This window comes from Geomonas paludis (assembly GCF_014193585.1).
Taxonomy (GTDB): domain Bacteria; phylum Desulfobacterota; class Desulfuromonadia; order Geobacterales; family Geobacteraceae; genus Geomonas; species Geomonas paludis.
The window spans coordinates 18,449-44,266 of the sequence record NZ_BLXY01000009.1; the positions used below are offsets into that span (position 1 = coordinate 18,449).

At 63.6% G+C, this 25,818-nt stretch carries 22 protein-coding genes; 7 read left to right on the plus strand and 15 right to left on the minus strand.

The window, feature by feature from the left end:
* Positions 1-138 precede the first annotated feature (138 nt).
* Together H7687_RS16540 and H7687_RS16545 are read right to left on the minus strand one after the other, a co-directional pair.
* The gene (locus H7687_RS16540) at positions 139-1,512 is read right to left on the minus strand and encodes an HD-GYP domain-containing protein (protein WP_183349416.1); all 1,374 of its coding nucleotides are present in this window, start codon (positions 1,510-1,512) and stop codon (positions 139-141) included.
* Positions 1,505-3,112 (minus strand): HEAT repeat domain-containing protein, encoded by a 1,608-nt coding sequence (locus tag H7687_RS16545; protein WP_183349418.1) that lies wholly within the window; start codon positions 3,110-3,112, stop codon positions 1,505-1,507. Before H7687_RS16545 ends, H7687_RS16540 begins: the two co-directional genes overlap by 8 nt.
* Before the next feature lie 253 nt (positions 3,113-3,365).
* On the opposite strand from H7687_RS16545, the gene H7687_RS16550 reads away from it, so the two are divergent.
* The 3 genes from H7687_RS16550 to H7687_RS16560 all read left to right on the plus strand — a co-directional run bounded on the left by H7687_RS16550 (position 3,366) and on the right by H7687_RS16560 (position 6,350).
* Positions 3,366-4,661: an Nramp family divalent metal transporter gene (locus tag H7687_RS16550; RefSeq protein ID WP_183349420.1), complete on the plus strand. Its 1,296-nt coding sequence runs from the start codon at positions 3,366-3,368 to the stop codon at positions 4,659-4,661.
* Between the two features lie 5 nt (positions 4,662-4,666).
* On the plus strand, positions 4,667-5,581 hold the full coding sequence (locus tag H7687_RS16555) for a universal stress protein (protein ID WP_183349422.1): 915 nt from the start codon (positions 4,667-4,669) through the stop codon (positions 5,579-5,581).
* Between the two features lie 580 nt (positions 5,582-6,161).
* Entirely contained in the window at positions 6,162-6,350 is a 189-nt protein-coding gene (locus H7687_RS16560) for a hypothetical protein (protein ID WP_183349424.1), read from the plus strand.
* Between the two features lie 202 nt (positions 6,351-6,552).
* Here H7687_RS16560 and H7687_RS16565 read toward each other — a convergent pair whose 3' ends face one another.
* The 4 genes from H7687_RS16565 to H7687_RS16580 form a co-directional block, all read right to left on the minus strand.
* Positions 6,553-6,792 carry a hypothetical protein gene (locus H7687_RS16565; protein ID WP_183349426.1) on the minus strand — a complete coding sequence of 80 codons (240 nt, stop codon included), beginning with the start codon at positions 6,790-6,792 and terminating at the stop codon, positions 6,553-6,555.
* Entirely contained in the window at positions 6,779-7,747 is a 969-nt protein-coding gene (locus tag H7687_RS16570; RefSeq protein WP_183349428.1) for a transposase, read from the minus strand. Before H7687_RS16570 ends, H7687_RS16565 begins: the two co-directional genes overlap by 14 nt.
* Positions 7,748-8,132: 385 nt before the next feature.
* The gene (locus H7687_RS16575; RefSeq protein WP_183349430.1) at positions 8,133-9,551 is read right to left on the minus strand and encodes a DEAD/DEAH box helicase; all 1,419 of its coding nucleotides are present in this window, start codon (positions 9,549-9,551) and stop codon (positions 8,133-8,135) included.
* A 235-nt stretch (positions 9,552-9,786) separates the two neighbouring features.
* On the minus strand, positions 9,787-10,398 hold the full coding sequence (locus H7687_RS16580) for a hypothetical protein (RefSeq protein WP_183349432.1): 612 nt from the start codon (positions 10,396-10,398) through the stop codon (positions 9,787-9,789).
* A 239-nt stretch (positions 10,399-10,637) separates the two neighbouring features.
* Between H7687_RS16580 and H7687_RS16585 the strand changes: the two genes are divergently transcribed.
* The 3 genes from H7687_RS16585 (at position 10,638) to H7687_RS16595 (ending at position 14,723) form a co-directional block, all read left to right on the plus strand.
* Positions 10,638-12,086 carry an ATP-binding protein gene (locus tag H7687_RS16585; RefSeq protein WP_183349434.1) on the plus strand — a complete coding sequence of 483 codons (1,449 nt, stop codon included), beginning with the start codon at positions 10,638-10,640 and terminating at the stop codon, positions 12,084-12,086.
* Positions 12,083-12,760, plus strand: coding sequence for a response regulator (locus H7687_RS16590; protein WP_183349436.1), 678 nt, complete (start codon positions 12,083-12,085; stop codon positions 12,758-12,760). The genes H7687_RS16585 and H7687_RS16590 overlap by 4 nt, the downstream gene beginning before the upstream one ends.
* A 274-nt stretch (positions 12,761-13,034) precedes the next feature.
* Positions 13,035-14,723 carry a methyl-accepting chemotaxis protein gene (locus H7687_RS16595; protein ID WP_183349438.1) on the plus strand — a complete coding sequence of 563 codons (1,689 nt, stop codon included), beginning with the start codon at positions 13,035-13,037 and terminating at the stop codon, positions 14,721-14,723.
* A gap of 91 nt (positions 14,724-14,814) precedes the next feature.
* Here the strand turns inward: H7687_RS16595 and H7687_RS16600 are convergent, their stop codons facing one another.
* Genes H7687_RS16600 through H7687_RS16615 form a run of 4 tightly spaced genes read right to left on the minus strand, consistent with a single transcriptional unit; the run spans position 14,815 to position 17,372 of the window.
* Positions 14,815-15,123, minus strand: coding sequence for a hypothetical protein (locus tag H7687_RS16600; RefSeq protein ID WP_183349440.1), 309 nt, complete (start codon positions 15,121-15,123; stop codon positions 14,815-14,817).
* Between the two features lie 13 nt (positions 15,124-15,136).
* On the minus strand, positions 15,137-15,790 hold the full coding sequence (locus H7687_RS16605; RefSeq protein WP_183349445.1) for a CBS and ACT domain-containing protein: 654 nt from the start codon (positions 15,788-15,790) through the stop codon (positions 15,137-15,139).
* A gap of 38 nt (positions 15,791-15,828) precedes the next feature.
* Positions 15,829-16,440: a DUF4124 domain-containing protein gene (locus H7687_RS16610; protein WP_183349446.1), complete on the minus strand. Its 612-nt coding sequence runs from the start codon at positions 16,438-16,440 to the stop codon at positions 15,829-15,831.
* Between the two features lie 59 nt (positions 16,441-16,499).
* On the minus strand, positions 16,500-17,372 hold the full coding sequence (locus tag H7687_RS16615) for a methylenetetrahydrofolate reductase (RefSeq protein ID WP_183349447.1): 873 nt from the start codon (positions 17,370-17,372) through the stop codon (positions 16,500-16,502).
* Between the two features lie 273 nt (positions 17,373-17,645).
* Between H7687_RS16615 and H7687_RS16620 the strand changes: the two genes are divergently transcribed.
* Positions 17,646-19,280, plus strand: a complete 1,635-nt coding sequence (locus tag H7687_RS16620; protein WP_183349454.1) for an ABC-F family ATP-binding cassette domain-containing protein — start codon at positions 17,646-17,648, stop codon at positions 19,278-19,280.
* Between the two features lie 241 nt (positions 19,281-19,521).
* On the opposite strand, the gene H7687_RS16625 is transcribed toward H7687_RS16620, so the two are convergent.
* The 5 genes from H7687_RS16625 to H7687_RS16645 are packed head-to-tail and all read right to left on the minus strand — an operon-like array spanning position 19,522 to position 25,754.
* The gene (locus tag H7687_RS16625) at positions 19,522-21,486 is read right to left on the minus strand and encodes a tetratricopeptide repeat protein (RefSeq protein ID WP_183349456.1); all 1,965 of its coding nucleotides are present in this window, start codon (positions 21,484-21,486) and stop codon (positions 19,522-19,524) included.
* Positions 21,483-22,244, minus strand: coding sequence for a class I SAM-dependent methyltransferase (locus H7687_RS16630; protein WP_183349458.1), 762 nt, complete (start codon positions 22,242-22,244; stop codon positions 21,483-21,485). The genes H7687_RS16625 and H7687_RS16630 overlap by 4 nt, the downstream gene beginning before the upstream one ends.
* Entirely contained in the window at positions 22,241-23,359 is a 1,119-nt protein-coding gene (locus H7687_RS16635) for a DegT/DnrJ/EryC1/StrS family aminotransferase (protein ID WP_183349460.1), read from the minus strand. Before H7687_RS16635 ends, H7687_RS16630 begins: the two co-directional genes overlap by 4 nt.
* Before the next feature lie 57 nt (positions 23,360-23,416).
* Positions 23,417-24,817: an NDP-hexose 2,3-dehydratase family protein gene (locus H7687_RS16640; RefSeq protein WP_183349462.1), complete on the minus strand. Its 1,401-nt coding sequence runs from the start codon at positions 24,815-24,817 to the stop codon at positions 23,417-23,419.
* Complete coding sequence (locus tag H7687_RS16645) at positions 24,807-25,754, minus strand: glycosyltransferase family 2 protein (protein WP_183349464.1); 948 nt, start codon at positions 25,752-25,754, stop codon at positions 24,807-24,809. Before H7687_RS16645 ends, H7687_RS16640 begins: the two co-directional genes overlap by 11 nt.
* Positions 25,755-25,818 lie beyond the last annotated feature (64 nt).

Here is a 25,818-nt window from a genome sequence, read left to right on the forward strand (position 1 = left end):
TATCCCCTCGTCAGGGGGACTGGCTCCGCCAGGTGCCTGTCCCCTTTAGTACACCTTTAGTGCTTGGCGAAGGTAGCTGCTGAGCTGAAGAATCGTTCCGCCAGAGGGACAGGCACCTCACGGAGCCAGTCCCTTCCGCTAAGCCAGCAGATGACTGGCGACGTCGATGTTCTTCAAAAGCGGGTCCACCGGTGCGACGATCGAGGCGTAGCGCGTCCCGCCCGCTCCGGCCAGCGTCACCAGCCTCGGCGTCTCCAGCGCCTGCCCCTGCGCGTCCATCAGGATCTTCACCGACGGCTCCGCACACTCCATCGGGTGCGGCTTGAGCACCAGCGCGATCTCGTTGGTGTCCAGACGCACCAGGCTCCCCACCGGGTATTCCCCCATCATCGCCTCGAACTGCTCCACCAGCTCGCCGTTGAGCGAGGAGCCGGCCAGCCGGTGCATGATCTCCATGGCCTCCTTGGGGAGGGTCGGCCGCTGGTAGGTGCGCAGCGTGGTGATGGCGTCGTAGCAGTCGGCCACGGAGACGATCTCGGTGTAAAGGCCGAAGTGCATGTCGCGCGCCCACTCGGGGTAGCCGGTGCGGTCGTGCCGGATGTGGTGACCGAGCACGGCCTCCGCCACGGCGGGGGGGATGTTCTTCATCTTCTTGACGATCTCGGACCCTTCCTCGGCGTGGCGCTTCATCTCCTTGAACTCGGTATCGGAGAGCTTGCCGGGGCTGTTCAGGATGGTCTTGTCGATCCTGGTCTTGCCGATGTCGTGCAGCAGCCCCGCCGTGTTGATCTCGTGCAGCGCCTCTTTTTCCAGCCCGAGAAAGGCAGCCAGGGTGAGGGCCAGGATGCCGACGTTGACGGAATGGCTGAAGGTGTAGTTGTCGTAGTCCTTGATCATGGCCAGGCCGAGCAGGGTGGTCGGCTCTTCCATGGTGACCGACACCATGTTCTCGACCACGCCGTTGATCCACTCGCCGCTGGGGATGCGGCCGTTGTCGATCTCGCGCATGGTGTCGCGCACGGCCTTGAGCGCGTCCCGGTAGATGGCAGCGGGGATGAGGGCTTCCCCCTTCCCCTCTTCCCCTTCGCCGGCGACCATCTCGTCGATGCCGAGCCGGACGTTGCTGATCCCCTTGCGCTCCAGTTCGACGGCGAAGGTCTCGGCGCTCACCTGCCGGTTCGCCAGAAGCGCCGCGAAGCCGAACAGGTCGTCGGGGGTGACTCCGGCGAAGATGGTGACGGCGTCGATCCCCTTCTGCAGCAGGCGCTCGACCAGTTCCGCGACGGCGGCATTGGGGGCGACCAGCAGGCACCCTTCGATGAAGAAGGTTCCCTCCACCACTCCCAGGTGCAGCTCATGCCGCTCCTCCATCATCTCGCCCATCAGCCCTACCAGTTCCTGCAGGGGCTGACGTACCGCCGGATGCGCCAGGGGATAGAGCAGCACCGACTTGATGGAGGCGGTGAAGAGCATCGCCGCGCGCTGCACGTCCTGCTTGGTGATCTCACTCATGTTCTGCGTCCCTTTGCGCCATGGCCTGCAGCGCCGCCGCAGCGGCTTCGGCCAGCTCCCCGCTGCCCGAGGCATACCCCTGCAGGAAGGCGCGCGCCTGATCCCCGCCCAGGGCGGCGATGGCGTCGACGGCGACCAGCTTCTGCTCCATGCGCCGGGTCGTGCCGATCAGACTGCGCCGGCGCACCAGTTTGAACAGCGCCCCCAGGACACGCCGGTCGCCGATGCGTCCGATGGCGCGCAGCGCCTCCAACTGGAGTGCGTGCAGCTTCCCCCTCAGATCGCGTTTCCCCGCCAGCCGAAGCAGCGGATCGAGCGCCGCCTGGTTCCGGCAGCTCCCCAGGCAGGAGATCGCCTGCAGCGCGGTTGCCTCGTCCCCCTCCTGCATCAGGGACAGGAGCACGCCGGTAGCCTCCATACCGCCGATACGCGCCAGCGCCCGGATGCTCTCCATGCGCACCCGGCCCTCCGGGTGATACGCGGTCAGCGTAAGTCCCTTCACGGCGTCGCGGTTGCCGATCTCGGCCAGGATGGCCACCGCCATCTGCACCACCTGCACCCTGGCGTCCTTGAGCAGCACCAGCAACTGCGGCTGTGCCTGCACGCCGATGCGGACCAGGGCGGTGCCCAGGGCCTTGCGCGCGGCCCTGCTGCCGGTGGCGGTCAGGCGCCGGACCACGGCGTCCACCACCTCCGGGCCCGACAACCGCAGGATGCGGCAGATGGCCTCCTTGGCCGGGAAGTCGACGTCCTCCAGGTGATTCAGCAGGTGTTCGGCCATCTCCCCCAGGATAAGCTGCTGCAGTACCGTGTGCGCCGCGTCGCGGCAGACCGTGCTCTTGTCCGGGTCCGCCTGCTGGTCCACCAGGCGCGTCAGCACCACGTAGAGCCGGTCGTAGTTCCCGTCCAGCTTCAGCGGCAGGGCCTTTTTCAGCAGCAGGCGCGCCAGCTGCCGGTAGCGCTCCTCGTCGGTCTCGGCCACCAGCGCGGCCAGGATCTCGTCGATACCCGGCTCGGACGCCTGCGCGGGCGCGCTCCCCTGTGCCGGCGCGGCCTCGGGTGTGCGCTCCTCGACGACCTCGGCACCCCCCTCGCCGGACTCTTCCTCGGCCTGCCCCACGTTTTTCTTGGTGTAGACGGCGGTGACGTCGATCTGGTTCACCATGACGGCGGAGACGCCGTTGCGGGCCAGCATGCCGGCCACGCCCCCTTCTTCGGCAATCTTCTGCGGCGACACCGCCAGCGCGGTAAGAAGGGCGGAGAGGTCCGCCTGGGACAGTTCGGGGAGGAAGGTGAGTCGTTGCAGTTCGCGGGCGAAGAGTTCCTGCGCCAGCGCCTTGGTCATCGGGTTGCTTTCGATGGTTTCCTGGCGACCGGCGATGGCGAAGCCGCCGCGCTGCACGATCAGGGTGATCGGCGCATGCCGCACCAGGTTGGTAATAGCCTCATAGGCGGAAGAAAGTATTTGCGAACGCAGGGGATGGTTGTCGGGATAGAAGGAAACGGCCTTCAATGCCTTGGAGGTTTCGGCGAGTGCTTTCTGGCAGGCCGCGCCGAGATCTTCGCTGTCTTCGAGTAGATTTCTTTGGTCTTCCGGCATTTTCCATTCCCGTTGATAGGACGCCAGATATTAGCCGAGATAATGATAATTATCAAACAATTTTGCAGCGGCCGCCGTGACCGCCCCGGCTATACTACTTCATCGTTGCTTTTACCATGCTCGCAGGTCCGCTGCCAACTCATTTCGCAGCAGTGACGGCTGCGCATCTTTTTCAAAGCATGCAGTTGCTCTTGATGCTATCGCAGATAGAATTAGGTGACATTTTCGCACAACACCGACCGCCGAGGTAACATTGCCCAAAAACAGCAGCAGCAACCTTGACTCGAGGACCGTCCAGTCCGCCCTGGAGGCCCTGTCGCGCGAAACGAAGCAATCAAGACTCGCCCGCGTCTTCCCCTTCCTCGGCCCCGCCTTCATCGCCAGCGTCGCCTACGTCGATCCCGGCAACTTCGCCACCAACATCCAGGGAGGCGCCCAGTTCGGCTACCTGCTCCTTTGGGTGATCATCACCAGCAACCTGATCGCCATGCTGATCCAGACCCTGTCGGCCAAGCTTGGGCTCGCCACCGGCCAGAACCTGGCCGAGCACTGCCGCAACCAGTTCCCAAGGCCGGTGTCGCTCGCCATGTGGGTCATCATGGAGGCGGTGGCCATAGCCACCGACCTGGCGGAATTCATGGGCGCGGCCCTCGGATTCCAGCTCCTGTTCGGCATCCCGCTTCTGGCCGGCGCCCTCCTCACCGCCGTGGCCACCATCGGCATCCTCGGTATGGAGCGCTTCGGGTTCAGGCCGCTGGAGGCGGTCATCTCCGCCATGGTCGCCGTCATCGCACTGTGCTACGTGGCGGAGATCTTCATCGCGAGCCCCGACTGGGGCCAGATCGCCGCGCACGTGGTGCGCCCGAGGTTCGCGGGGAGCGAAAGCGTCCTCTTGGCAACGGGCATCATCGGCGCCACGGTCATGCCGCACGCCATCTTCCTGCACTCCTCGCTCATGCAGGGGAGGATCGTGGTCAAGGACAGGAAAAAGCTGCGCACCCTGTTCCGCTACGAGATCATGGACGTGGTGATCGCCATGGGGATTGCGAGCTTCGTGAACATGTCCATGCTCATCATGGCGGCCGCCACCTTCTACGCCACCGGCAAGACATCGGTAGCCACCATCGAGGAGGCGTACCGGACCCTGGAGCCGCTTCTGGGATCGGCGGCGAAGTTCATCTTCGGCGTCTCCCTGCTCTTCTCCGGCCTCTCCTCCAGCAGCGTCGGCACCAGCGCCGGGCAGGTGATCATGCAGGGCTTCATCCAGCGCCACATCCCACTCTGGATCCGGCGCCTGGTCACCATGGCGCCGTCGCTGTTCGTCATCGCCATGGGGTATGACCCGACCCGCACCCTGGTCATCAGCCAGGTGGTGCTTTCCTTCGGGCTCCCCTTCGCCATCATCCCGCTGGTGCTCTTCACCCGCCGCAGTGACCTGATGGGGGACCTGGTCAACAAATCGGCGACCACGGCCTTTGCCGCAGTGGCGGCGGGGCTCATCGTCGCCCTCAACATCTACCTGCTCTACGCAACCTTTTTCCTAGGATGATCACCATGTTCAAGCACATCCTCGTCCCGATGGACGGATCCAAACTCGCCGAGGCCGCCCTCCCCGCCGCCCGGTTCATGGCCGAAAAGCTGCAGGCCCAGGTGACCCTTTTCCACGTGGTGGAGAAGGACGCCCCGAGCCAGGTGCACGGCCAGAAGCACCTGACCGGCCCCGAAGAGGCACAGGCGTACCTGCAGGAGGTCGCGCACACGTGGTTCCAAGGCATCCCCAAGGTCGAATGCCACGTGCACGAGACCGAGACGGAACTGGTCTCCGACAGCATCGTCGCCCACGCCGCCGAACTCGGCCACGACCTGGTGGTGATGTGCTCGCATGGGCGCGGCAAGGCCTTTCACCTCCTCTTTGGCTCCATCGCCCAGAAGGTGATCGCCGGAGGCACCCTGCCGGTCCTGATCACCCATCCCGACGAGCACGGCGAGCCGCCGCCGTTTTGCTGCTGCCAGATACTTTTGCCGCTCGATACCGACCCGGAGCACGAGAAGGGGCTGCCGGTGGTGAAGTCGGTGGCGCGCATCTGCAACGCCGACCTGCACATCACCACCGTGATCCCCACCTACGAATCGCTCCCCCCCGACGAGAAAGTGTCCGCACGCACCCTGCCGGCGACCGCCGCGCGCATGCTGGACCTGGAGGCGCGCGACGCCTCCGAGCACCTGGACGGGGTGGTGCGGGATCTGGTCGCAGAGGGGATCCACGCCTCCGCGCACGTGTTGAGGGGGGCTCCGGCGGAGACCATCGCCCGGGCCGCGGAGGAGGCGAAGATCGACCTCATGGTGCTTCCCACCCACGGCAAGACCGGCATGGCCGCCTTCTGGACCGGCAGCGTAGCCCACGGCATCTGCAGCCGCAGCAAGTGCCCGTTGTTGCTGGTGCCGATTTCCGACCCCACCGTCTCGTAAGCGGCGGAGGGGACTGGCTCCGCCAGGTGCCTGTCCCCTTACTACAGGGGAAGCTGGCTGAACTGAAAGAGCGCTCCCGGCGTCGTCCCTCCGCCGACTGAACCCGTCGTCCCGCCGTTATTCCCCATCCCCTTGCGGGCTTCACCCACCCCCCGCCCCCCTCCCGTCAAGGGAGGGGGAGACATCAAGCGGCGGTCTCCCCGGGATCTCCAATGAACCATGAAAGAGGGGGAGGCCGTAACCGGCCTCCCCCTCTTTCATTGCCCGTCACGCCGGGCGTCCAACCTGCTGTCTATTTTTGCTGCGCTTTTCTATTTCCTTCCCGACCCTTTGCACATGGTGCAGGGCACTTCCTCGACGTCGTATCCGGACTGCCGGGAAGCCATCAGGATTTTTCCTCTGCCGTTGCATTTAGGGCATCTCGATCCAAGCATGGCTTACCTCCTCTGACAGTAGCTATCTCCTTCTGTGACAACAATTTTATCAAAAAAGCGTAGAATAGAGTAGTGACATCTCTACCGAGACAGTGCTGCCCATCGGGCAACGCGGCTATGACATAGCTGACAAGGAGGTGATCATCATGGCATGCAACAAAGAGGGGCACAGCGAGCACATCTGCGCCCTGACCGCTAAGGGTGAGATAGACAAGGTTCACCAGCTCACGCTGCACCCCACCGTCGAATGCGGCAACTGCGGCGCCAAGGCCAAGGAGATCGACGCGGTCTGCGATCCGATACAGCTCCCAGAGGCGGGGTGGCTGGGGGATTGAAGCTGGCAGTGGCGTGCGGGATTGTCGACTTCACTGCACGAGGAGGGGACTGGCTCCGCCAGGTGCCTGTCCCCTTTGGGGTTGGGGCTTGGGTAAGGTGGCTGGGCGGAAGGGAGCGTTCCGCTAGAGGGACAGGCACCGAAACGGAGCCAGTCCCTTCTGCTATCGCCCGCTAATAGAGCAACATAAAAGGGGAAAGTCGTTAGACTTTCCCCCTTTTCTTTTTCCGCTGCAGCCTACCTGCCGCTGCGCCGGGCGGCGTGGTTGCCGGGACGCTGCGCACCGGCGCGCTGCCCTTCACCCGCGCCCTGGCCGGCCGGGCGGTTGCCGCCCTGGCGCTGCCCGGCTTGGTGACGGTTGCCGCCGGGGCCGCGGGATGCGCCGGGACCACGGCTGTTGCCGGGCTGGGAAGGCCTGAGGGAGAGGGGTCAGCCCTTGACACGAGACAACTTCGCCTCTAATTCCTCGATCTCCTCGCGCAGTCTTGAGTTTGTAATGACATCTCTGACAAAACGTTGATACGCCTTGGCGACTGCCACGCCGCTCATCCCGACAATCTCGCCTATCTCATGGTTTGTTGCAGACGTACGTCTTTTCAAGATGTATAGAATCTTCTTTTTGAATTCATTTTGCCCCTTCTCTTTTAGCGCATCCGGTGACATCTGAAACATCAAGCCTACGGCTGATAAAACATCACTTGCGAGTTCCGATGCGGATAAGGCCTTGCGATAAGAAGTCTCTTCTCTCTCTAGCCGATGAACTTCAATTCTCGACAGCGCGTCCTTTATAAAGTTGGTCCTGCCAAGTATGATGCCACCGTAGAGGTTCGTTAGCGGACTCGCCTGCTCTACTTCCGTCACTGAGTCAACAAAAGTTCCATACTTCTTACGTGCCTCCCTTGGTACAGAAGAAAGCATCCCAAGAATAGTGGAGGTAGTAACGAACGTGGCCTTCTCAGAACCTATGTAAGTCCTATAACTGCTATGAGCGTAATCAGATGGTTTCGCCACCAAATGTGCACGCACCGGATTCAAGTGCACGTACCGACTCAGCTCAAGCAGGTACGTGTCAGTATCCACAACTATTGACTTAAACCGTCCTTGAAAAAGATGTCCGCAACGCTTTCTCTTGATGTTTGTGTACGTGCTGTAAGAGCTGTTCAGGTAGTGCATTATCTTGCTCAGATTCGACTCCGGCGTCTCAACGATCAAGTGGTAATGATTCGTCATCAGAGCGAAGGCATGCAGGTTGAAACCAAACTTGTCGACTGCCTCAGACAAGTACTCCTTGAACTTGAAGTAGTCCCTTTGGTCGAAAAAGATATTGTGGCGCTCATTTCCTCTGGACGTCACATGGTAGAATGCTCCTTCGTATTCCAGCCGTAGTGGTCGGGCCATCAGTCACCTCCCCTTTGAACTGGGAAGAGCATACCCCTTACCGCCGATTTGTCCCGTGTCCAGGGCTGACCCCCCTGCCGGATACAGCTCCCAGAGGCGGGGTGGCTGGGGGACTGAGGCTGACAGCGGCAATTAAAAAGGTCCTATGAGCCATCCGTGTTCATTCTCCACCCAGCCTTCACCGAAGGAGGGGACTGGCTCCGCAAGGTGCCTGTCCCCTTAGGCTTGGGTAAGGTGGCTGGGCGGAAGAGAGCGTTCCGCTAGAGGGACAGGCACCGAAACGGAGCCAGTCCCTTCTGCTATCACCCCCCTAATAGAGCAATAAAAAAAGGGGAAAGTCGCGAGACTTTCCCCTTTTCTATTTTGCTGCGATGACCGCTGCAGCCTACCTGCCGCTGCGGCGGGCGGCGTGGTTGCCGGGACGCTGCGCACCGGCGCGCTGCCCTTCACCGGCGCCCTGGCCGGCGGGACGGTTGCCGCCCTGGCGCTGCCCGGCTTGGTGACGGTTGCCGCCGGGGCCGCGGGATGCGCCGGGACCACGGCTGTTGCCGGGCTGGGAAGGCCTTCCCCCGGCGGGAGCGCTCTTGGCCTCGGCGGGCTTGCCCGCAGCCGGAGCGGCCTGCTTCCTTCTCTGCGGCTCGCGGGGCGGACGGGCGAACTCCTCGTCCTTCTTGGGCGCCGGCACGGTGTAGTCGAATCCTTCCACGCGGCGCCGCTCGATCTTCGCGCCCAGCACGCGCTCGATGCTGCGCACCATCTGCTCGTCTTCGCCGGTCACCATGGTGAAGGCGTCGCCGGTCTTGGCGGCGCGGCCGGTGCGGCCGATCCGGTGCGTGTACGCCTCGGGGGTGTCGGGGATGTCGTAGTTGATGACGTGCGAGATCAGCGAGACGTCGATGCCGCGGGCGGCGATATCGGTGGCCACCATGATCTGGTAGGTGCCGTCCCTAAAGCCGTCCAGGGCCGCCTGCCTGCGGTTTTGCGACAGGTTCCCCTGCAGGCTGGTCGCCTTGTAGCCGCTCTTCTCCAACTGCTCGCCGAGCCTCTTGGCGCGGTACTTGGTCTTGGTGAAGATGAGCACGCTCTCGGTGTCGGTGTGCTTCAAGAGCTCGAAGAGAAGCGGGGTCTTCAGGTGCTGCCCCACCGGGTAGAGCGCGTGGGAGACGGTGGCGGCAGGGGCGGTGCGGCTCACCTGCACCGTCACCGGGCGGCACAGGATCTCGTGCGCCAGCCGGCGGATGTCGTCGGGCATGGTGGCGGAGAACATGAGGTTCTGCCGCTTGCCGGGAAGCGCGCGCAGGATCTTCCTCACGTCGGGGAGAAAGCCCATGTCGAACATCTGGTCCGCCTCGTCCAGCACCAGCACCTCGACGCCGGAGAGATCCACGGTCCCCTGGGAGATGTGATCGAGAAGGCGCCCCGGGCAGGCGACCACGATGTCGGTCCCTTCCTTGAGCTTCTTGATCTGGGTGTTGATGTTGACGCCGCCGTAGACGGTGATGCTTTTCAGGCGGGTCTGCTGCGCCAGCGCGTTGAGCGATTCGTTGATCTGCTCGGCGAGCTCGCGGGTGGGGGCGAGCACGAGGCCGCGCACCTTGCCGCGGTGTCCCTCCACCAGTCGGTGCAGCATGGGAAGCCCGAAGGCGGCGGTCTTGCCGGTGCCGGTCTGGGCCAGCCCGAGCACGTCCTGACCGGCGATCACCGCCGGAATGGCCTGCAACTGGATGGGGGTGGGGGTCTGGTACCCCACGGCCTCTACGCCTGCCTGGACCTTGGGGTGCAAGTTAAACTGTTTGAATTCCACTGATACTCCTGTTTCTTGGTGTGACGCCACAAAAAACCCCAGAAGCCTGAAAGGCCCATGGGGTCCGTGACTCATTAGAAATGGGACTATACCACGAAACGGGAGAAAAGAGGGCTCAAATTTATCTAATACTGCGCTTTTCCGTCAGAAAGGCTTCCCCCCCCGCCCTGCCCCCCCGGGAGAAGGAGGAGAGCCCGGAGTCGGCAGGTGCGGGAGGAGGTTGCCAACCATGGGATCAGTGGCGATCCCGGTAGTCGCGACGGTCGTCCCTATGGTCATCGCGGCGGTCGTCGCGGCGATCATCCCGGTGCCCGTCACGATATCCGTTGCGGTAGCCGTCGCGGTAGTAATCCTTGCGCTCGCCCCAGCGCCCGTCGCGGCGCTCGGCCACCGGACGGTACCAGTTACCGCGGTAGCGCTCGCGGTCGCTCAGGTAGGTGCGGTACTCGTGGTCGCGGTAGTAACGGATCTGCTCGTGGCGGTGCCGGTGCAGCCCGTAGGGGAGGTAGCGCGGCGCCACGTAGGTCCACGGTCCGCGGTAGCTGCCGGCCGTGTACCAGTAACCACCCCGGTACTGGTAGTAGCTGTTGTCCATGTAGACCACGTCGTAGGGAAGCCCCACCGAGACGTAGAAGCCCAGGGCCGGCGAGTAGATGAAGCTGGGGGGCTCGGCATAGGCCACCGGGCCCGCAGGGGGCGGGTAGGCGACCGGTGCGGGGTACACCACCGGTGCCGGCGGAGCGACGGCGACCGGAAGACCTATGTTGACGCTGAAATCCACCCTTGCCTGGGCCGTGGCGGCTCCGGCAAGTACGATGACGAATGCAAGTGCGATGAGCTTTTTCATGATCTTCTCCTTGCGGCCTCAGGCCGTCTTCCTTTCAGATGATCCTTGGCGTACTTCGTTTGCGGCCGCCATGACTTGGCGACCGGGTCCATTCATTCTTTGATTATCAAGCTAACAGCACAATAAGGAACAATTGTGGAGCAAATGTGGAATTTGTATCTGACTCAAAGATGCCATTGGCACATTCACGGCAACTATGTTAATAACTAAGCTGTACGCACACTTAAACGGTGGATCACATGAAGTTAAGGATCAAATACAGGCTTTTGTTCACCATGCTGGCGGCAACCGGGGTTGTTGTCGTGTGCATGTTCCTCATCATGCAGTGGAGCGTCGGACACGGCTTTCTCGCCTACGTGAACACCATGGAGAAGGATCGGCTGCAACGCCTGGCCCATGTGCTGGAGCAGTCCTACGGCCGTAGCGGCAACTGGGGCTTCCTGCAGCAGGAGCCCTCCACCTGGTTTGACGTCGTTGCCGCCACCCGGGAGGGGCGCGAAGGTGGCGACAGCGACAACGCCCAGCGCAGGATGGGGCGGCGCGGCTTTGCCAACCTGAGCGGCCAGGGGCAGCACAATCCGCAGCGCTTCGCCTACCGCTTCGAAGGGCGCGTGGTGCTGCTCGATCGGGACAAGCACCTCATCCAGGGGACCCAAGGCAGCCTCGATACCGCGCAGGTCAAGAAGCTCACCAGCGACGGCGAGGTGATCGGGTACCTGGCGCTGCGCCCGCGACAGCGGCTCACCGACACCTACCAGCTCCTCTTCGTGAAGCAGCAAAAGCTGACCATGGGGCTTGTCGCGATCGTGATGCTGCTCGTGTCGGCGGCGCTCTCGCTCCCCTTGGCGCACCGCCTGGTCGAACCGATCAAGAGGCTTGCCGCCTCCATGCACCGGCTCGCCTCCGGCGAGTACGACACCAGGGTGCCGGTGGCATCGAGCGACGAACTGGGGCAGTTGGCGCGCGACTTCAACACCCTGGCCCTCTCCCTGGAGAACAACGAACGGGCGCGGCGGCGCTACCTGGCCGACATCTCGCACGAACTGCGCACGCCGCTCTCCATCCTGCGCGGTGAAATCGAGGCGCTGCAGGACGGGGTGCGGCCCCTGGGGCCGGATTCCATGCGCTCCCTGCACGCCGAGGTGATGCATCTCAGCCGGCTGGTGGAAGACCTGTACCAGATCTCCATGTCCGACATAGGTGCGCTCAACTACCGCAAGGAACTGGTCGACCTGACCGAGCTCCTGGAAGACGCACTGGAACCGTTTTCCGCCAAGTTCCGCGGGAAGAACATCGCCCTGCGGCAGCAGCTTCCCGACGACGACCTGATCGTCTTCGCGGACGGGGTGCGCCTGAACCAGCTTTTCAGCAACCTTTTGGACAATTCGCTCAAGTACACCGACCAGGGGGGCGAGCTCTCGGTACGGCTCAGGCGTGACGGCGGCCGGGCCGTGGTGGAGTTCGCCGATTCGGCACCGGGTGTGCAGCCCGAGGAACTGCCCCGGCTCTTCGACCGGCTGTTCCGGGTGGAGAACTCGCGCAACCGGGCCCTGGGCGGCGCGGGGCTCGGGCTCGCCATCTGCAAGAACATCGTCGAGGCGCACGAGGGGACCATCGCGGCGCTCCCCTCCCCCAGGGGGGGGGTGCTGATCAGGATCGAACTGCCGCTTACCGGGAGCAGGACATGACACAGACCATCATGATCGTGGAAGACGAGGAAAAACTGGCCAGCCTGTTGGGTGACTATCTCAAGCAATCCGGCTTCGACACCGTCTGGATCGCCAACGGCACCGAGGTGGTGCCGCGGGTGCGCGAGCGGCAGCCCGACCTCGTGCTGCTCGACCTGATGCTCCCCGGGCGCGACGGGCTGGATATCTGCAAGGAGATACGCACCTTCTCGCAACTCCCCATCATCATGATCACGGCGCGGGTCGAGGAGATCGACCGGCTGCTCGGCCTGGAGCTTGGCGCCGACGACTACATCTGCAAACCCTTCAGCCCCCGCGAGGTGGTGGCGCGGGTGAAAACCGTGCTGCGCCGCAGCGTCGAGCAGCCGACGCCCTCCGCCGGGGGGCTCACGCTGGACCCGGACCGCTACTCGGCCCAGTGGCAGGGGCACGACCTCGACCTGACCGTGGTCGAGTTCAAACTGCTGCACTTTCTCTACCTGAACCCGGGGCGCATCTACTCCCGCACTCAGCTGATGGACCGCATCTATTCGGACCAGCGCATCGTGAGCGACCGGACCATCGACAGCCACATCAAGAAGCTGCGCAAGAAGATCTCCGCCGTCGCTCCGGACCAGGAGCTGATTCATTCCATCTACGGCGCCGGCTACAAGTACGAACCGCCGGGGGGCTAGCTAGCTCCCGCTCCGCCCCCGCATCACGCCTCCGCCCGCTCCGAAATTGCCCACCAGCCGGTCACCACCCACGTTTAAATCTCTATCAGGTCCTCCGTCACTGCCTGTGTCGAGCCATCCCCTCATTGGCACCACGGTTTGCGCCAAGCAATGCGACGAACCAAACACAGGCAGTGAGACAAAACGAACTCCTACCTTCCAAAAGTACCATTCATTAAAAGATGAGACAGTCGATACCTTCACTATGGCAAACAACGGCCTTTAGGAGGGCAAAATGCTTAAGAACATGAAGATCGGAACAAGATTGATGCTAAGCTTCGGCGCCATCCTGCTTCTGCTGATAGCTGTAGCAGTCACAGGCTACTGGGGGATAAAGGCGAACGAGAAGGTGGTGGACGGCTTGTTTGCCACCGAGGGAAAGCTAGCGGAGCATGCTTCCAGGGCGAGGGCGAACATCGTTGGCATGAGACGGTTCGAGAAGGACATCTTGCTGAACATCGCGGAGCAGGCCAAGGTCGCGGAATACAGCGCGAAATGGACGGAAGAGGCTAACAAAGCGACAGATCGTATCGCGGATCTGGAAAAAGCTGCCGTTGACGCAGACGACAAGGAAGACATAAAGACGATTAAAGACAATTTCGCCGGTTACAAAGCTGGCTTCGGCAAGGTCATCGGCGCCATTCAAAGCGGAAAGATCAAGACGGCAGTCGAAGGGAATAACGCCCTTGCTGAATTCAAAGGCGAGACCTATAAGATGGAGGAAACCGCCGTCAAGCTGGCGCAGGCGGCAACGAAGTCCCTGGCCGCGGCTTCCGAGATTATCGACAAGGCTGTCATGAAGGTCGAGAAAATGCTGGTCGGCGCCACCCTGCTGGCCGTGTTGCTCTGTATCCTGCTGAGTGTCTTGGTTACTCGCAGCATCAAGGTTCCTCTTCAAAAAGGAGTCGAGACCGCTGACAGGCTCGCCGCAGGGGACCTGACCTTCGAGATCGGCGCTACCACCAAGGACGAGACGGGCCAGCTTCTCGCGGCGATGGGCACGATGCTGAACAAGTTAAAGGATGTGGTGACGGAGGTGAAGGCCGCCACCGACTACGTGGCCCAGGGGAGCCAGGAGCTCTCCTCCAGTTCGGAAGAGATGTCACAGGGTGCGAGCGAGCAGGCGGCCGCAGCGGAGGAAGCGTCCTCAAGCATGGAGCAGATGACCTCCAACATCCGCCAGAACGCGGACAACGCGATCCAGACCGAAAAGATCGCGGTCAAGTCGGCGGAAGACGCCAAAGACGGCGGCAAGGCGGTGCAGGAAACCGTCTACGCCATGAAGGAGATCGCCAGCAAGATCAACATCATCGAGGAGATCGCGCGCCAGACCAACCTGCTGGCCCTGAATGCCGCCATCGAGGCGGCCCGTGCCGGCGAGCACGGCAAAGGTTTCGCGGTGGTGGCCAGCGAGGTGAGGAAACTCGCGGAGCGCAGCCAAAAAGCTGCCGGTGAAATTTCCGAGCTTTCCGCCAACAGCGTGAACATAGCGGAAAGGGCCGGCGAACTGCTGGCCAAGATGGTCCCGGACATTCAGAAGACCGCCGAACTGGTCCAGGAGATCAGCGCCGCCAGCCGCGAACAGGACACCGGCGCGGAGCAGATCAACAAGGCGATTCAGCAGCTCGACACGGTTATCCAGCAAAACGCCAGCGCCTCCGAGGAGATGTCCTCCACCGCCGAGGAGCTCGCCTCGCAGGCCGAGCAGCTGCAGAGCACCATCGCCTTCTTCAAGATCGGGGACGACGGCAGGGGCAGGACCAGGGCCGTGAAGACGCCGAAGGCAACCGGGAAGCCGGTCACCAAGCAGATGACCACGGCCAAAGCGGCTGTCCATACCGGCACGGCACAAAGTGGCGCGGGCCAAATGGGCAAGGCCGTCGGGGCCGACCTGGAGATGGACGAGGAGTTCGAACGCTTCTAGCTTCCATTGCCGTTTGACAAAAAAGCCGGGTGCCCGGTGACCGTCTTGGTCGCCTGCGGCACCCGGCTTTTTCGTTGTCCGTGAGTGCTCTCTACAGCAGTTCCACCTTGCTCGCCCTGACGATGAGCAGCGCCTGGCGGAAGTCGGCCGTCAACTGCTGCCGGTACTTCCTCCACCAGGCGCGGTCCAGTTCCGGGGTCATCACCTCGTAGATGACGATGTCATCCTGTACCGTGGTCTCCTTGGTCTCCTTCCACAGCCCCCGCGCCGGAGAGCGCATGTAGGTGGTGATGCCTCCGAAGCGCTCGGAGAGCCCGTCGCGCACCTTGAGGAACTCATCCTGGGTGAACTGGTTCCCCTCGTTGTCGTAGAGTGGCAGCAGGATCTGGATCAGGTGCATGGCGCCCCCGGGGTTACGAAGTCTCGCGCACGTCCATGATCTCGCGCACGTGCGGCCGGATCGCCTCGACCAGCTTTTCCTTGGGCACCCCCTGCACCTTGAAGGTGTTCACCCAGGTGTCGGCCTGGTTGCCGTCGACCTCGCTGAAGCCCAGCCCCACGATGTTGCCGCCGGCCTCGTAGATGGTCTTGGTGACGTCGGCGAGGGTCCCCTTGGCGCCGGTGGTGGCGACGGTGAGGCGCACCCCTTTCCGGCGCCCGCCCAAAAGTTCGAGCAGGATGTTGAACAGGTCGGACTCGGTGATGATGCCGACCAGTTTGCCCGCGTTCACTACCGGCAGTCCGCCGATCCTGCGATCGACCATGATGCGAGCCGCTTCCTCGAGCGGCGTGTCCTCGGAGACGGTGATGACGTCCTTCGCCATGCACTTCTCCACGGTGAGCTTGGCCAGGAGGTCGTGGATCTCCCAGACGGCCAGCGAGGTCGCCGGCGACGGAGATGCCTGGAACAGGTCACGGTCGGAGACGATACCCACCAACTGCCCGGAGCGGTCTACGACGGGGAGGCGCCGGATCTTCTTCTCTCCCATCAAACGCAGCGCCTCGGTCACCGAGATGTCGGGAATGATGGTAATCGGGTTTTGAGTCATCCTGTCTCGTACAAGCATTGTGGCACCCTCCTAGGTTTGTTGTGCTGCAACCGGCGTCACTGCCGGTTCATTGATTCAGAAGCTGGCGTCGGTATCGCCCGGGGCTCACCGGGGGCTCCGGCGGCCGGGTCGGGGAGTTCGCGGTTGGAGGATTTCTTCATCATGGTAACCGCGCGCTCCTTGATCTTCATGCTGCTCTCGACCATGTAGTCGACGTAGGTCTTGTAGAGAAAGACCATGACGCCGACAAAGAAGGAGATGTAGATCACCCTGGAGAGCATGGGCGAAGTGAGCATGGAGGCGACCTTGCAGACCGCGACGAAGAGGGCGACGATGGCGGCAACCACCAGCAGCGGCTTGAGCCAGGCATGGCGCGCGGCCAGCTGTGCGAAGCCTCCCGGCTGGGGCGCCGGCGCCTCCTGCTGCACCGCTTGGGTTCCCGGCGCCTGCCCGGTCGCCTCCTGCGCCTGGGCGGCAGGCTGCTTCTTCGGCTCTTCGCGGGTCACCTTCATGGTGGCGCGGTACTTGGCCGGGACCGCCTGCAACTTGTTGGTCATGTGGACGACGCCGCGGTTGTCGGTGTAGTTGTAATAGTCGGCAAGGAGCCGGGAGGGAAGCGCGCCGGCGATGAGCGCGAGGAACAGCAGGAAAAGCAGTGATTTGTTCACCATGCCCCCTTGCAGGGCGGGAATCCGCCGCCCCTTTCAACGTAATTGCATAGCAGGTCCTACGGCAGCAGCCCTTGCACCAGGTCGAGCACCGCCTGGTCCCGGTTCAACGTGTAGATGTGGACTCCGGGAACGCCGGCTGCCAAAAGCTCCTTGGCCTGCCTGCGCGCGTGGGCCACCCCGACCTCCTGCACGGCGGCCGCGCCCCCTTTGCGGTCTGCCTCCTCCAGCTCGGCCAGGTAGCCCGCCGGGAGGGTTGCCCCGCACAGGGAGATGATGCGCTGTATCACCTTGAGGCTCACCACGGGGATGATACCGGGAATGATAGGCTTGTCAATGCCGATGGAACGGGCCTTCGCGACGAAATCGAAGTAGAGCGCGTTGTCGAAAAAGAGTTGGGTGATGGCGAAGTCGCCCCCTTGGTCCAGCTTCAGCTTCAGGTAGCGGAGGTCGTGTTCGGCGTCGACCGCCTCGGGGTGCACCTCGGGATACCCCGCCACGCCGATCCCCATGCCGGGGTGCGACTCCCTGATGAACGCGGCGAGGTCGGAGGCGTGCAGGAGCGTGCGGCAGGCGGAGAATTCGGGGGGCACGTCCTTGGGAAGGTCGCCGCGCAGGGCCAGGACATCGTTCACCCCGGCCTCGGCCAGACTGTCCAGGAACAGCTGCAGATCGCCGCGGTAGGCGCCGATGCAGGTCAGGTGCGCCATGGCGTCCAGGCCATGCTCATTTTTCAGCCGGTTCACGATTTCGAGGGTGTCCCCCCTGGTGCTGCCGCCGGCGCCATAGGTGACCGAGGCGAAGAGCGGCTTGAGCTGGGCCAGGCGGTCGACCACCTGGAAAAACCCGGGCCACTCGTTCTTGTCTTTGGGCGGAAAGAACTCCAGAGAGATGAACTGCCCGTTGCGGTTCATCTTGTCGATTATCTTCATGCATGCTCCATGGGCTGCACGGTCTCCAGGCGCCGCTTTGACAACGGCCGGAGTACCGGGACAGGCATCTTTGTCTCCTCGACAGCGGTGGGCGTGACTTTAGCATTTTTTTATAAGAAAAGCGACAGCGCCGTGCTGCACCGGCGACACCGTTAAAATCGTGTCAGAACAGAAAAAAGACGTTGCTCAGCCAGTTGCAGGAATGGTATAAGTACGAGATTCACGACCACAGGCTATCCTGTGGTCTTTTCATTTTGCACAGAAGGAGCAAGCATGATCAGCGCATCAAACGTCACCCTTTCCTACGGCAAGAGGGTGCTGTTCAAGGACGTAAACATAAAGTTCACCCCCGGCAACTGCTACGGCCTCATCGGCGCCAACGGCGCCGGCAAGTCCACCTTCCTGAAGATCCTCTCCGGAGAGATCGATGCCGACAAGGGGGATATCTCGGTCGGCAAGGGGAGGATCGCCGTCCTCAAGCAGGACCAGTTCGCCTACGACGAGCACACCGTCTTCAACACGGTGATCATGGGGCACAAGAAGCTGTACGAGGTGATGGCGGAGCGTGAGGCCATCTACTCCAAGGCGGAGTTCACCGAGGAGGACGGCATCCGTTCCGCCGAGCTCGAGGGTGACTTCGCCGAGATGAACGGCTACGAGGCGGAGAGCGAGGCGGCGGTGCTCTTGAACGGACTGGGCATCCCCGAGGAGCTGCGCGGCAAGCTGATGAAGGAACTGGAAGCAGGCGAGAAGGTGCGCGTGCTCCTGGCGCAGGCGCTCTTCGGCAACCCGGACGTGCTCCTTCTGGACGAGCCGACCAACCACCTGGACCTGAAGTCGATCGCATGGCTCGAGGACTTCCTGTACCGCTTCAACAACACCGTGATCGTGGTTTCCCACGACCGTCACTTCCTGAACCAGGTCTGCACCCACATAGCCGACATCGATTTCGGGCGCATCCAGGTCTACGTCGGCAACTACGACTTCTGGTACCAGGCCAGCCAGCTGAACCTGAAGCAGCGCCAGGACGAGGCCCGCAAGGTCCAGGACAAGGCCGCCGAGCTGAAGGAGTTCATCCAGCGCTTCTCCTCCAACGCCTCCAAGGCCAAGCAGGCGACCTCCAGGAAGAAGCTCCTCGAGAAGCTGACCATCGAGGACATGCCCATCTCTTCGCGCAAGTACCCGTGGGTCGTGTTCAAGCCGGAGCGCCCCTGCGGCGACATCATCCTCGAGGTGAAAGGGCTCTCCAAGACCGTGGACGGCGTGCAGCTCTTCAAGGACCTGGACCTCATCGTGAGGAAGGGTGACAAGATCGCCTTCGTCGGGAGCAACTCCCTGGCCAAGACCACCCTGTTCCAGATCCTGGCAGGCGAGCTGGAGCCGGACGAGGGGACCTTCCGCTGGGGCGTCACCATCACCAACGCCTACTTCCCGAAGGAGAACGGCGACTACTTCAAGGGCGATATGAACCTGATCGAGTGGCTGCTGCAGTACTCCCCGCCGACGGAAGGGGAAAGCTTCGCGCGCGGCTTCCTGGGCAGGATGCTCTTCTCCGGCGACGAGGCGACCAAGAAGACCAGCGTCCTCTCCGGCGGCGAGCGGGTGCGCTGCATGCTCTCCAGGATGATGCTGACCGGCGCCAACGCGCTCATCCTGGACGAGCCGACCAACCACCTGGACCTGGAGTCGATCACCGCCCTCAACAACGGGCTCATCTCCTACACCGAGGTGGTGCTGTTCGCCTCCCACGACCACGAGTTCGTCTCCACCGTGGCCAACAGGATCATCGAGATCACCCCGGCCGGCATCATCGACCGCGACATGAACTTCGACGACTACCTGGAGGACGCCGACGTCATTGCCGAGCGCGAGAGGCTCTGCAACGGGCACGCGGAGTTGAGCCTGTAACAGGGATGAAGGGATAAAGAGATGAAGGAAAAGGGGGCTCCGGTAAACGGGCCCCCTTTTTACGTGGTGAAAATGGCTGGGTTCACATCCCCTCGCCCTCCGGGAGAGGGGCAGGGGTGAGGGCGTTGCAGTATGCGTGATCTCCCTTCGTGGCATCGCCCTCACCCGCCCTGCGGGCACCCTCCCCCGGAGGGGGAGGGCCAGGGAGGGGGAAGCAGCAGACGCTACGCGCCGAGGGTGCTCAGTGCACCCCCGCCACGTCCCGCAGCCGTGCTATGGTGGCTATCAGGTCGGCCCGGGGAGAGAGGGCATACGCGGTTTCAAATTCTGCCAGCGCCTCGGCATGCCTGCGCTCCCGAAGGTGAAGCAGCGCCAGGAAAAGGTGCGCGTACTGGGCGGATGGTTCGAGGGCGATGGCTTCCTGGTACTTACGGCGCGCGCCCGCCAGATCCCCCTGTGCCTCCAGGACCTGCCCCATGAACGCGTGGGGACGGCCGTCGTTGGGTTCCAGGCGGGCGGCGGTGGTAAGCGCGTCGGCCGCCTCCCGGTACCTTTTCTGAACCAGGAGCGCTCCCCCCAGGAAGGTGTGGGCAGCCCCCGACTGTGGGTCGAGCTTGATGGCGGTCTGGAACTCGCGCACCACCTCACCAAGCACCTCGTTTTGCCTGGCGTCCATGGGCTGCAGCATGACATTGACGTCGTCGGTGTGCCAGGGGGGCAGGGTATCGGCCAGGGCCACTCCCAGCGAGAAGTGGGGGCGGTGCTTGGCCGGACTCTTGCTCACCGCATCGCGCCAGAGGGAAACCGGCGTCTCCCACACCGTGTTCCTCGCGTAGGCGGCCGCCGCACTTGCCGTGACCAACAGGGCCAGGATGGCGACGGCTGGTCGCGAGGTCGCCACCGGCGCACCGGCACGCCGCGGCAAAAGGAAGAAAACGCCGGTGACCGCGGCCACCAAGAAACCGACCGACGGGAGGTAGGCCCGGTGCTCGAAAATCAGGTCGTCGATCGGCACCACGCTCGATTCGACGCTCAGGGTGATGAAGAACCACCAGATACCGAAACCGACCAGGGCGAGCGGGGCGCACCGGGGATCGCGGCGCGACCGGAACAAAAGCCACCCCCCCAACCCTGCCAGAGCGAGGAGAAGGGCCAGCGGGAGCAGGACCGCCGGGGCGAGAAACACCTTCTGCAGCGGGTAGTCGTAGTCGAAGTTCTGTCCCACCGGCAGCAGCAGAAGCCTCAGATAGGTGGCGACGACGCCGAACTGGGTCATCAGGTACTCCCAGGAGGAGACCTGCTTGAAGTTGACCAGGTTGACCGCGCCCGCAACCTTACCCCCCTGGGCCGTGGCGGCCATCGAGGAGAGCTGCATCAGCTTGACCGGGATGATGGCCATGGTCAGCGCGAAGGGAACCAGCCTGAGCAGGCGGGCGGCGGTGAACGCGCCGCGGAAAAAGACCCATTCGTAGAGCAGTATCAGCACCGGCAGGGTGAAGGCGTTCTCCTTGGTCTTCATGGCCAGCACGCTGGCGAGCAGGGATGCCAGGTACAAACCGTTGCGGGATGCCTTGCCCGCCGCGAGCCGCCCGGCGACATAAAGGACCAGCGCACCGATGTAAAACAGGGCGACCAGAGGAACGAAGCGCTGGATCACGTAGGTGACCGCCTGGGTCTGCAGCGGGTGACAGACGAACAGCAGCGTGCCGGCAAGGGGGAGATAGTAGAAACGCTCCGCAGGCTGGTCGGCCTCCTCACCCCCTTCCATCCGGAGCAGCGGCGTCCGCAGGGTGAGCCATACGAGCAGGTACACGAGCAGAGCGTTGACCAGGTGCAACAACAGGTTGACCACGTGATACCCCCCGACATTGAGGCCGTGCAGGGCGTAGTTGAGGGCAAAGGTGAAATAGGCGACCGGGCGCAGCATGAAATTGTTCTTGAGGTCGGGGTTGACCGGGAGCGCTAACACCCGTTGCGGGTCCGTGAAGAAGCCGAAATCCTTGATCAGCGGGTTGCCGGCCAGAAACGGCTGGTCGTCGAACACGAAAGGGGCCCAGATGATGTTGGAGTAGACGGCGAAACCTACCGCCAGAACCAGCAGGATATGAACCAGCGGGTCGCGCCGCAGGTTCAGCTCCTCTGCCTGCTCCGGAGCCGCCGGACCGTGGGGCGCCTCCCCTATTATTGTTTTTTTTCGCTTCTTCATAGTGTCTCCTGTACCGCCTCACCCTTTCGGGCGATAGCAAAAAGCGATGAACCGATGGGGAGCTTCACCCTGCGCAGCACGGCGTTCTCCGCGCGCATGACCCGCACGAGGAGCGCGTTCACGCAAGGCGAAGGAAGCGCCACGTCCGACTCGCCCCCCTTGCGGCGCCCCCACCACCCCCGCAGCAGCCGGTACGACGCGATCAAGGGAAACAACAGGCCGACACGGAAGGTGAGGAGTTCGACGGTGAAGCCCGCGGCGGCGAGCCTCGTGCGCAGAGTCCGCTCGTCATAGCGTTCGCGGGTGTGGACCGCGACGTCGTGGGAGCTGCGCAGCCATTCCAGGGCGACCAGGTTGAGCACCAGCATCCCCCCCGGCCGCAGCGCCGTGCAAAAAGCCTTCATGACCTCCACGTCGCTGCGCACCCCCGCGTGGTAGAGGACGTCGATGCAGGTGATCACGTCGTACGACGCCGGCTCCAGTTCCAGGGCGTTCAGGTCGCCCAGTTGCGCCGCGACGCCGCGACGGCGGCTGTAGCGGATCGCCTCCGGCGACGCATCCACCCCCTGCGCCTGCCCCACGGCCGCCAGAAGCTGGCACAGCCTGCCGGTGCCGCAGCCGGCATCGAGGATGCGCAAAGGCCGCCCCAGGCGCTCCGCTTCCCGCGTCACGTGGGCAAGGACCAGTTCATGCAGTCCCACGTACCACCAGTGCGTATCCTCCGCCTCGAACATGACCCGGTACTCGGAAGGGTTCATCGCCCCCCCGAAAAGAAGCGCCGCACCGCCTCGACCACCCTTTCGGCGTGGCGCCTGGGGAGTTCCGGGTAGATGGGAAGGGAGAGGATGGTTCGGGCCAGGCGCTCGGTGACCGGCAGGTCGCCGTCCCGGTACCCCAGCGTGCGGTATCCCCGCATCAGGTGCACCGGGTGCGGGTAGTTGATCTTGGTCTCGATCCCCTCTTTGGCGAGGAACTCCATCAGCCGATCCCGGCGCCGGGTGCGCACCGTGTACAGGTAGTACTGGTGCCGACAGTCGCGGCCGACGACGGGAAGGCCCACGTCTCCCACTCCGGCCAGCCCCTCATCGTATATGCGGGCGATGTCGCGCCGCGCCGACGCGGCCGCCTCGATCCCGGGAAGCTTCAGGTTCAGGATCGCCGCCTGCACCTCGTCCAGCCGCGAGTTGAAACCCTCCTCCTCGGCGTGGTACCCCAGCTCTATGCCGTAAAAGCGCAGCCGCCTGAGCCGCGCGGCGAGCTCCGGGTCGGAGGTGGTCACGGCGCCCGCGTCGCCGAACGCCCCCAGGATCTTGGTGGGATAGAACGAGAAGGCGCCCGCGTCACCGATACTGCCGGCCCGCTCCTCGCCGTAGGCGGCGCCACAGGCCTGGGCGCAGTCCTCGACCAGCCGCACTCCCCGGCGCCTCGCGATCTCCTGCAGCGGCGCCATGTCCACCATCTGCCCGCACAGGTGCACCGGCAGCAGGCAACGGGTGCGCGTGGTGACGGCGGCCTCGACGAGGGAGACATCCATGAGGTAGGTGTCCTCCTCGACGTCGACGAAGACCGGGGTCGCACCGCTGGCGCGGATCGCGGCCACGGTCGGAACGGCGGTATTGGAGACGGTGATCACCTCGTCCCCCGCCCCTACTCCCAAAGCCTTCAAGGCCAGGACAATGGCATCGGTCCCGGAATTGACCCCGACGGCGAAGGCGGCCCCACTGTAGGCCGCCAGCCCCTTTTCAAACTCCGCCACCTCCTGCCCCAGCACCAGCCGGCCGGAGGAAAAGACGCGGTCCACCGCGCCCAGGTACTCCTCGCGGCGCGGCGTGTACTCTCCAAGATAGTCCCAGTAGCGGACGGTATCATTCATGCCCGGCATCGCGTCTCCCCTCCCCCGCCATCTCACGCTCCGGCACCGGTTCGCTCTTCACAAAAGGCACGAGATGATGCTCCGCGCGCAGGAATTGACCTGCTCACCCAGGTGCACCAGCACCAGCACCTGCTGCATGGTCAGCCAGCGGTAGTCGGGGGGGAGCGCCAGTTCGGTCTTCTCGGGAAGCATCAGGATGCGGTGCAGGTTGTATTCCCGGTAAAAACGCGCCCCTTCCTCGGCCTGACGGCTCTCGTGAACCAGCGGGAAGGGGCCGGGCGCGGCGAACTCCTCGAACAGGAACGGCTTTTCCAGCTTCGCGTTCCCTTCGTAGTTGCCCTGGGTGAACTGCGCCGTGGGGCCGAGCTGGACCGTGGAGCGGTTGCCTGCCTCGGCCTTGGCCTGCATCAGCAGCTCCGGCCCGTCGGGTCCCTCGCGAAGCAGCAGCCCGATGATCCCTGGGGCGGGGTTCTCGATGATCGGCTGTCCCCATGCCCCCACCTCCCTGGTTTGCGAGGAGACCTTCAGTCCCACGATGCGGAAGAAAGAGCTGGAAACATGGGAGAAGTAGCCCTTCTCGTCCAGGCGCCATTCCCGGAGATCGTTCAACCCGATGCGCCTGGTCAGCATGTGCGTCATGGCCCGGCGGTCGTCCAGCCACTGCAGCGCGTCGCGCAGCCCCTCCCGGCCGGCTGCGGCGTCCCGTTGCCCCGTGTTCCCGGCGCCGACGAGGCAGGCCAGGATGCTGCGCGTGCAGGCGTTGACCAGGTTGTCCCGGCGGATGAGGGAGGCGATCTGGCGCAGTGTCAGCCAGATGAACCCCTCAGGGAGCTCCACCGGCACCTCATCCCCGGCCAGGATGATCATGTTGCGGTTGGACTTGTACAGGAACCGGCCGCCATCCTCGGTCTGCAGGCGTGCAAACAGGCGCCGGGCCGGGTCCGGCTCGATGAACAGTTCGATGAAGAGGGGTTTGGCTCCGCCGTGGGCCCTGGTGTAGTTGCTGTAGGTGGCCTGGACCGTCGGGGAAAGCTGGACACCTCCCACGTTGCCCGGTTCCTCCTTGGCCTGCAGGCAGAAGTGGAGCGTGCCTTCGATGTACTTGGCCAGAATGCCCAGGATCCCCACCTCCGGCTGCTCGATGATGGGCTGGTCCCATTCCAGCTGGTGATGCCCCACCCGGTGCCGGACGTGCACCCCCATCACGCTGAAGAAGCGACCGCTATCGTGGTGGATGTTACCGGTGGCAGCTTCCCTATGCCACCCCTGCACCGCCTCCAGCGGCACCTGCATGTTGCTGAGGGAGCACTTCTCCCGCGCCGCGGTGATCCACCGGTCGACGAAGCCGTCGCTGTGCAGTGCGAAGGCGCTGCTTCGGGAGGCGGCCACCCCTGCGGCGTGATCGTCGGGTACGCTGCCCCCTGCCGCGAGCATCGCGGCGCTCATGTTAGCGGCCATTGTGCTCCCTCCCCGCGGCCCAGGTTTCCCTGACGATGAATTGCGGCTCCTGGTTCAGCTTGAGGTAGATGCGCCCCACGTACTCGCCGACGACCCCGGTGGCCAGCAACTGGACGCCGCGGAAGAACATGGTGATGGAGTTCACCGATTCGATATCGCTTGGGTCGCTCAGCATGGGAAGCCAGCCCCGGATCAGCATGGCGCAGACGGAGTAGATTCCGGAAAGGGTCAGCACCGCTCCCCCCACCGCCAGCAGGCGCAGCGGTATCAGCGAATAGCTAACGAACACGTTGCCCCACAAGTCGATCAGTTTCTTGAGCGTGTAACCGGACCTCCCTTCGCGGCGCGGGTCATGACGCACCTGGACGGTGCCGATGTTGCGCGTGCTGCGCAGGATGAGAGCATCGAGGTAGACGTTGGGGCTCTTGTGCGCGACGAGTTGGTCCACCAGGAAGCGGTTCATCACCTTGAAGCTGGAAAGGTAGAGGCTGGCCGGCTTGTCGAGGGTGACGCGGGCGAGAGTGCCGTTCAGATAGCTCCCCACGTTGCGGAACCAGTGGTCGCTTTTTTCCGGATACTGACAGTAGACGACGTCGTACCCCTTGGCGATCGCGGCCAGCAGCTTGGGCACCTCCGCGGGCGGGTTCTGGAAGTCGTCATCCATGATGACGACGTAATCACCGCGGGCCTGGTTCAGCCCGGCCATCACCGCGTTGTGTTCGCCGAAATTGCGCGACAGGGAGAGGTAGGTCACCGTCTCCGGGTACTCCTCGTGGAGCCGCCGGCAGACGACAGCGGAGCCGTCGCGGCTGTAGTCGTTCACGAGGACGATCTCGAGCCGGTATTGGTCCTTTAGTTGAGAGACCAGGGCCTTACACAGTGGGGCTATGGTCTTCTCGGCATTGTATACAGGTATGACGATGGATATGAGAGGCATGGCACTCTTCCGCGCTGGTGTCCCCAGGGGGACGTGTCAAGGCTGCCGGCCGCGCGACAAGGCA

Bases quoted from the DNA above. Each gene is read 5' to 3' on its own strand.
- H7687_RS16540 (WP_183349416.1), bottom strand. From the start codon at position 1,512: ATGAGTGAGATCACCAAGCAGGACGTGCAGCGCGCGGCGATGCTCTTC.
- H7687_RS16545 (WP_183349418.1), bottom strand. From the start codon at position 3,112: ATGCCGGAAGACCAAAGAAATCTACTCGAAGACAGCGAAGATCTCGGC.
- H7687_RS16555 (WP_183349422.1), top strand. From the start codon at position 4,667: ATGTTCAAGCACATCCTCGTCCCGATGGACGGATCCAAACTCGCCGAG.
- H7687_RS16560 (WP_183349424.1), top strand. From the start codon at position 6,162: ATGGCATGCAACAAAGAGGGGCACAGCGAGCACATCTGCGCCCTGACC.
- H7687_RS16570 (WP_183349428.1), bottom strand. From the start codon at position 7,747: ATGGCCCGACCACTACGGCTGGAATACGAAGGAGCATTCTACCATGTG.
- H7687_RS16580 (WP_183349432.1), bottom strand. From the start codon at position 10,398: ATGAAAAAGCTCATCGCACTTGCATTCGTCATCGTACTTGCCGGAGCC.
- H7687_RS16585 (WP_183349434.1), top strand. From the start codon at position 10,638: ATGAAGTTAAGGATCAAATACAGGCTTTTGTTCACCATGCTGGCGGCA.
- H7687_RS16590 (WP_183349436.1), top strand. From the start codon at position 12,083: ATGACACAGACCATCATGATCGTGGAAGACGAGGAAAAACTGGCCAGC.
- H7687_RS16595 (WP_183349438.1), top strand. From the start codon at position 13,035: ATGCTTAAGAACATGAAGATCGGAACAAGATTGATGCTAAGCTTCGGC.
- H7687_RS16600 (WP_183349440.1), bottom strand. From the start codon at position 15,123: ATGCACCTGATCCAGATCCTGCTGCCACTCTACGACAACGAGGGGAAC.
- H7687_RS16605 (WP_183349445.1), bottom strand. From the start codon at position 15,790: ATGCTTGTACGAGACAGGATGACTCAAAACCCGATTACCATCATTCCC.
- H7687_RS16615 (WP_183349447.1), bottom strand. From the start codon at position 17,372: ATGAAGATAATCGACAAGATGAACCGCAACGGGCAGTTCATCTCTCTG.
- H7687_RS16620 (WP_183349454.1), top strand. From the start codon at position 17,646: ATGATCAGCGCATCAAACGTCACCCTTTCCTACGGCAAGAGGGTGCTG.
- H7687_RS16625 (WP_183349456.1), bottom strand. From the start codon at position 21,486: ATGAAGAAGCGAAAAAAAACAATAATAGGGGAGGCGCCCCACGGTCCG.
- H7687_RS16630 (WP_183349458.1), bottom strand. From the start codon at position 22,244: ATGAACCCTTCCGAGTACCGGGTCATGTTCGAGGCGGAGGATACGCAC.
- H7687_RS16635 (WP_183349460.1), bottom strand. From the start codon at position 23,359: ATGAATGATACCGTCCGCTACTGGGACTATCTTGGAGAGTACACGCCG.
- H7687_RS16640 (WP_183349462.1), bottom strand. From the start codon at position 24,817: ATGGCCGCTAACATGAGCGCCGCGATGCTCGCGGCAGGGGGCAGCGTA.
- H7687_RS16645 (WP_183349464.1), bottom strand. From the start codon at position 25,754: ATGCCTCTCATATCCATCGTCATACCTGTATACAATGCCGAGAAGACC.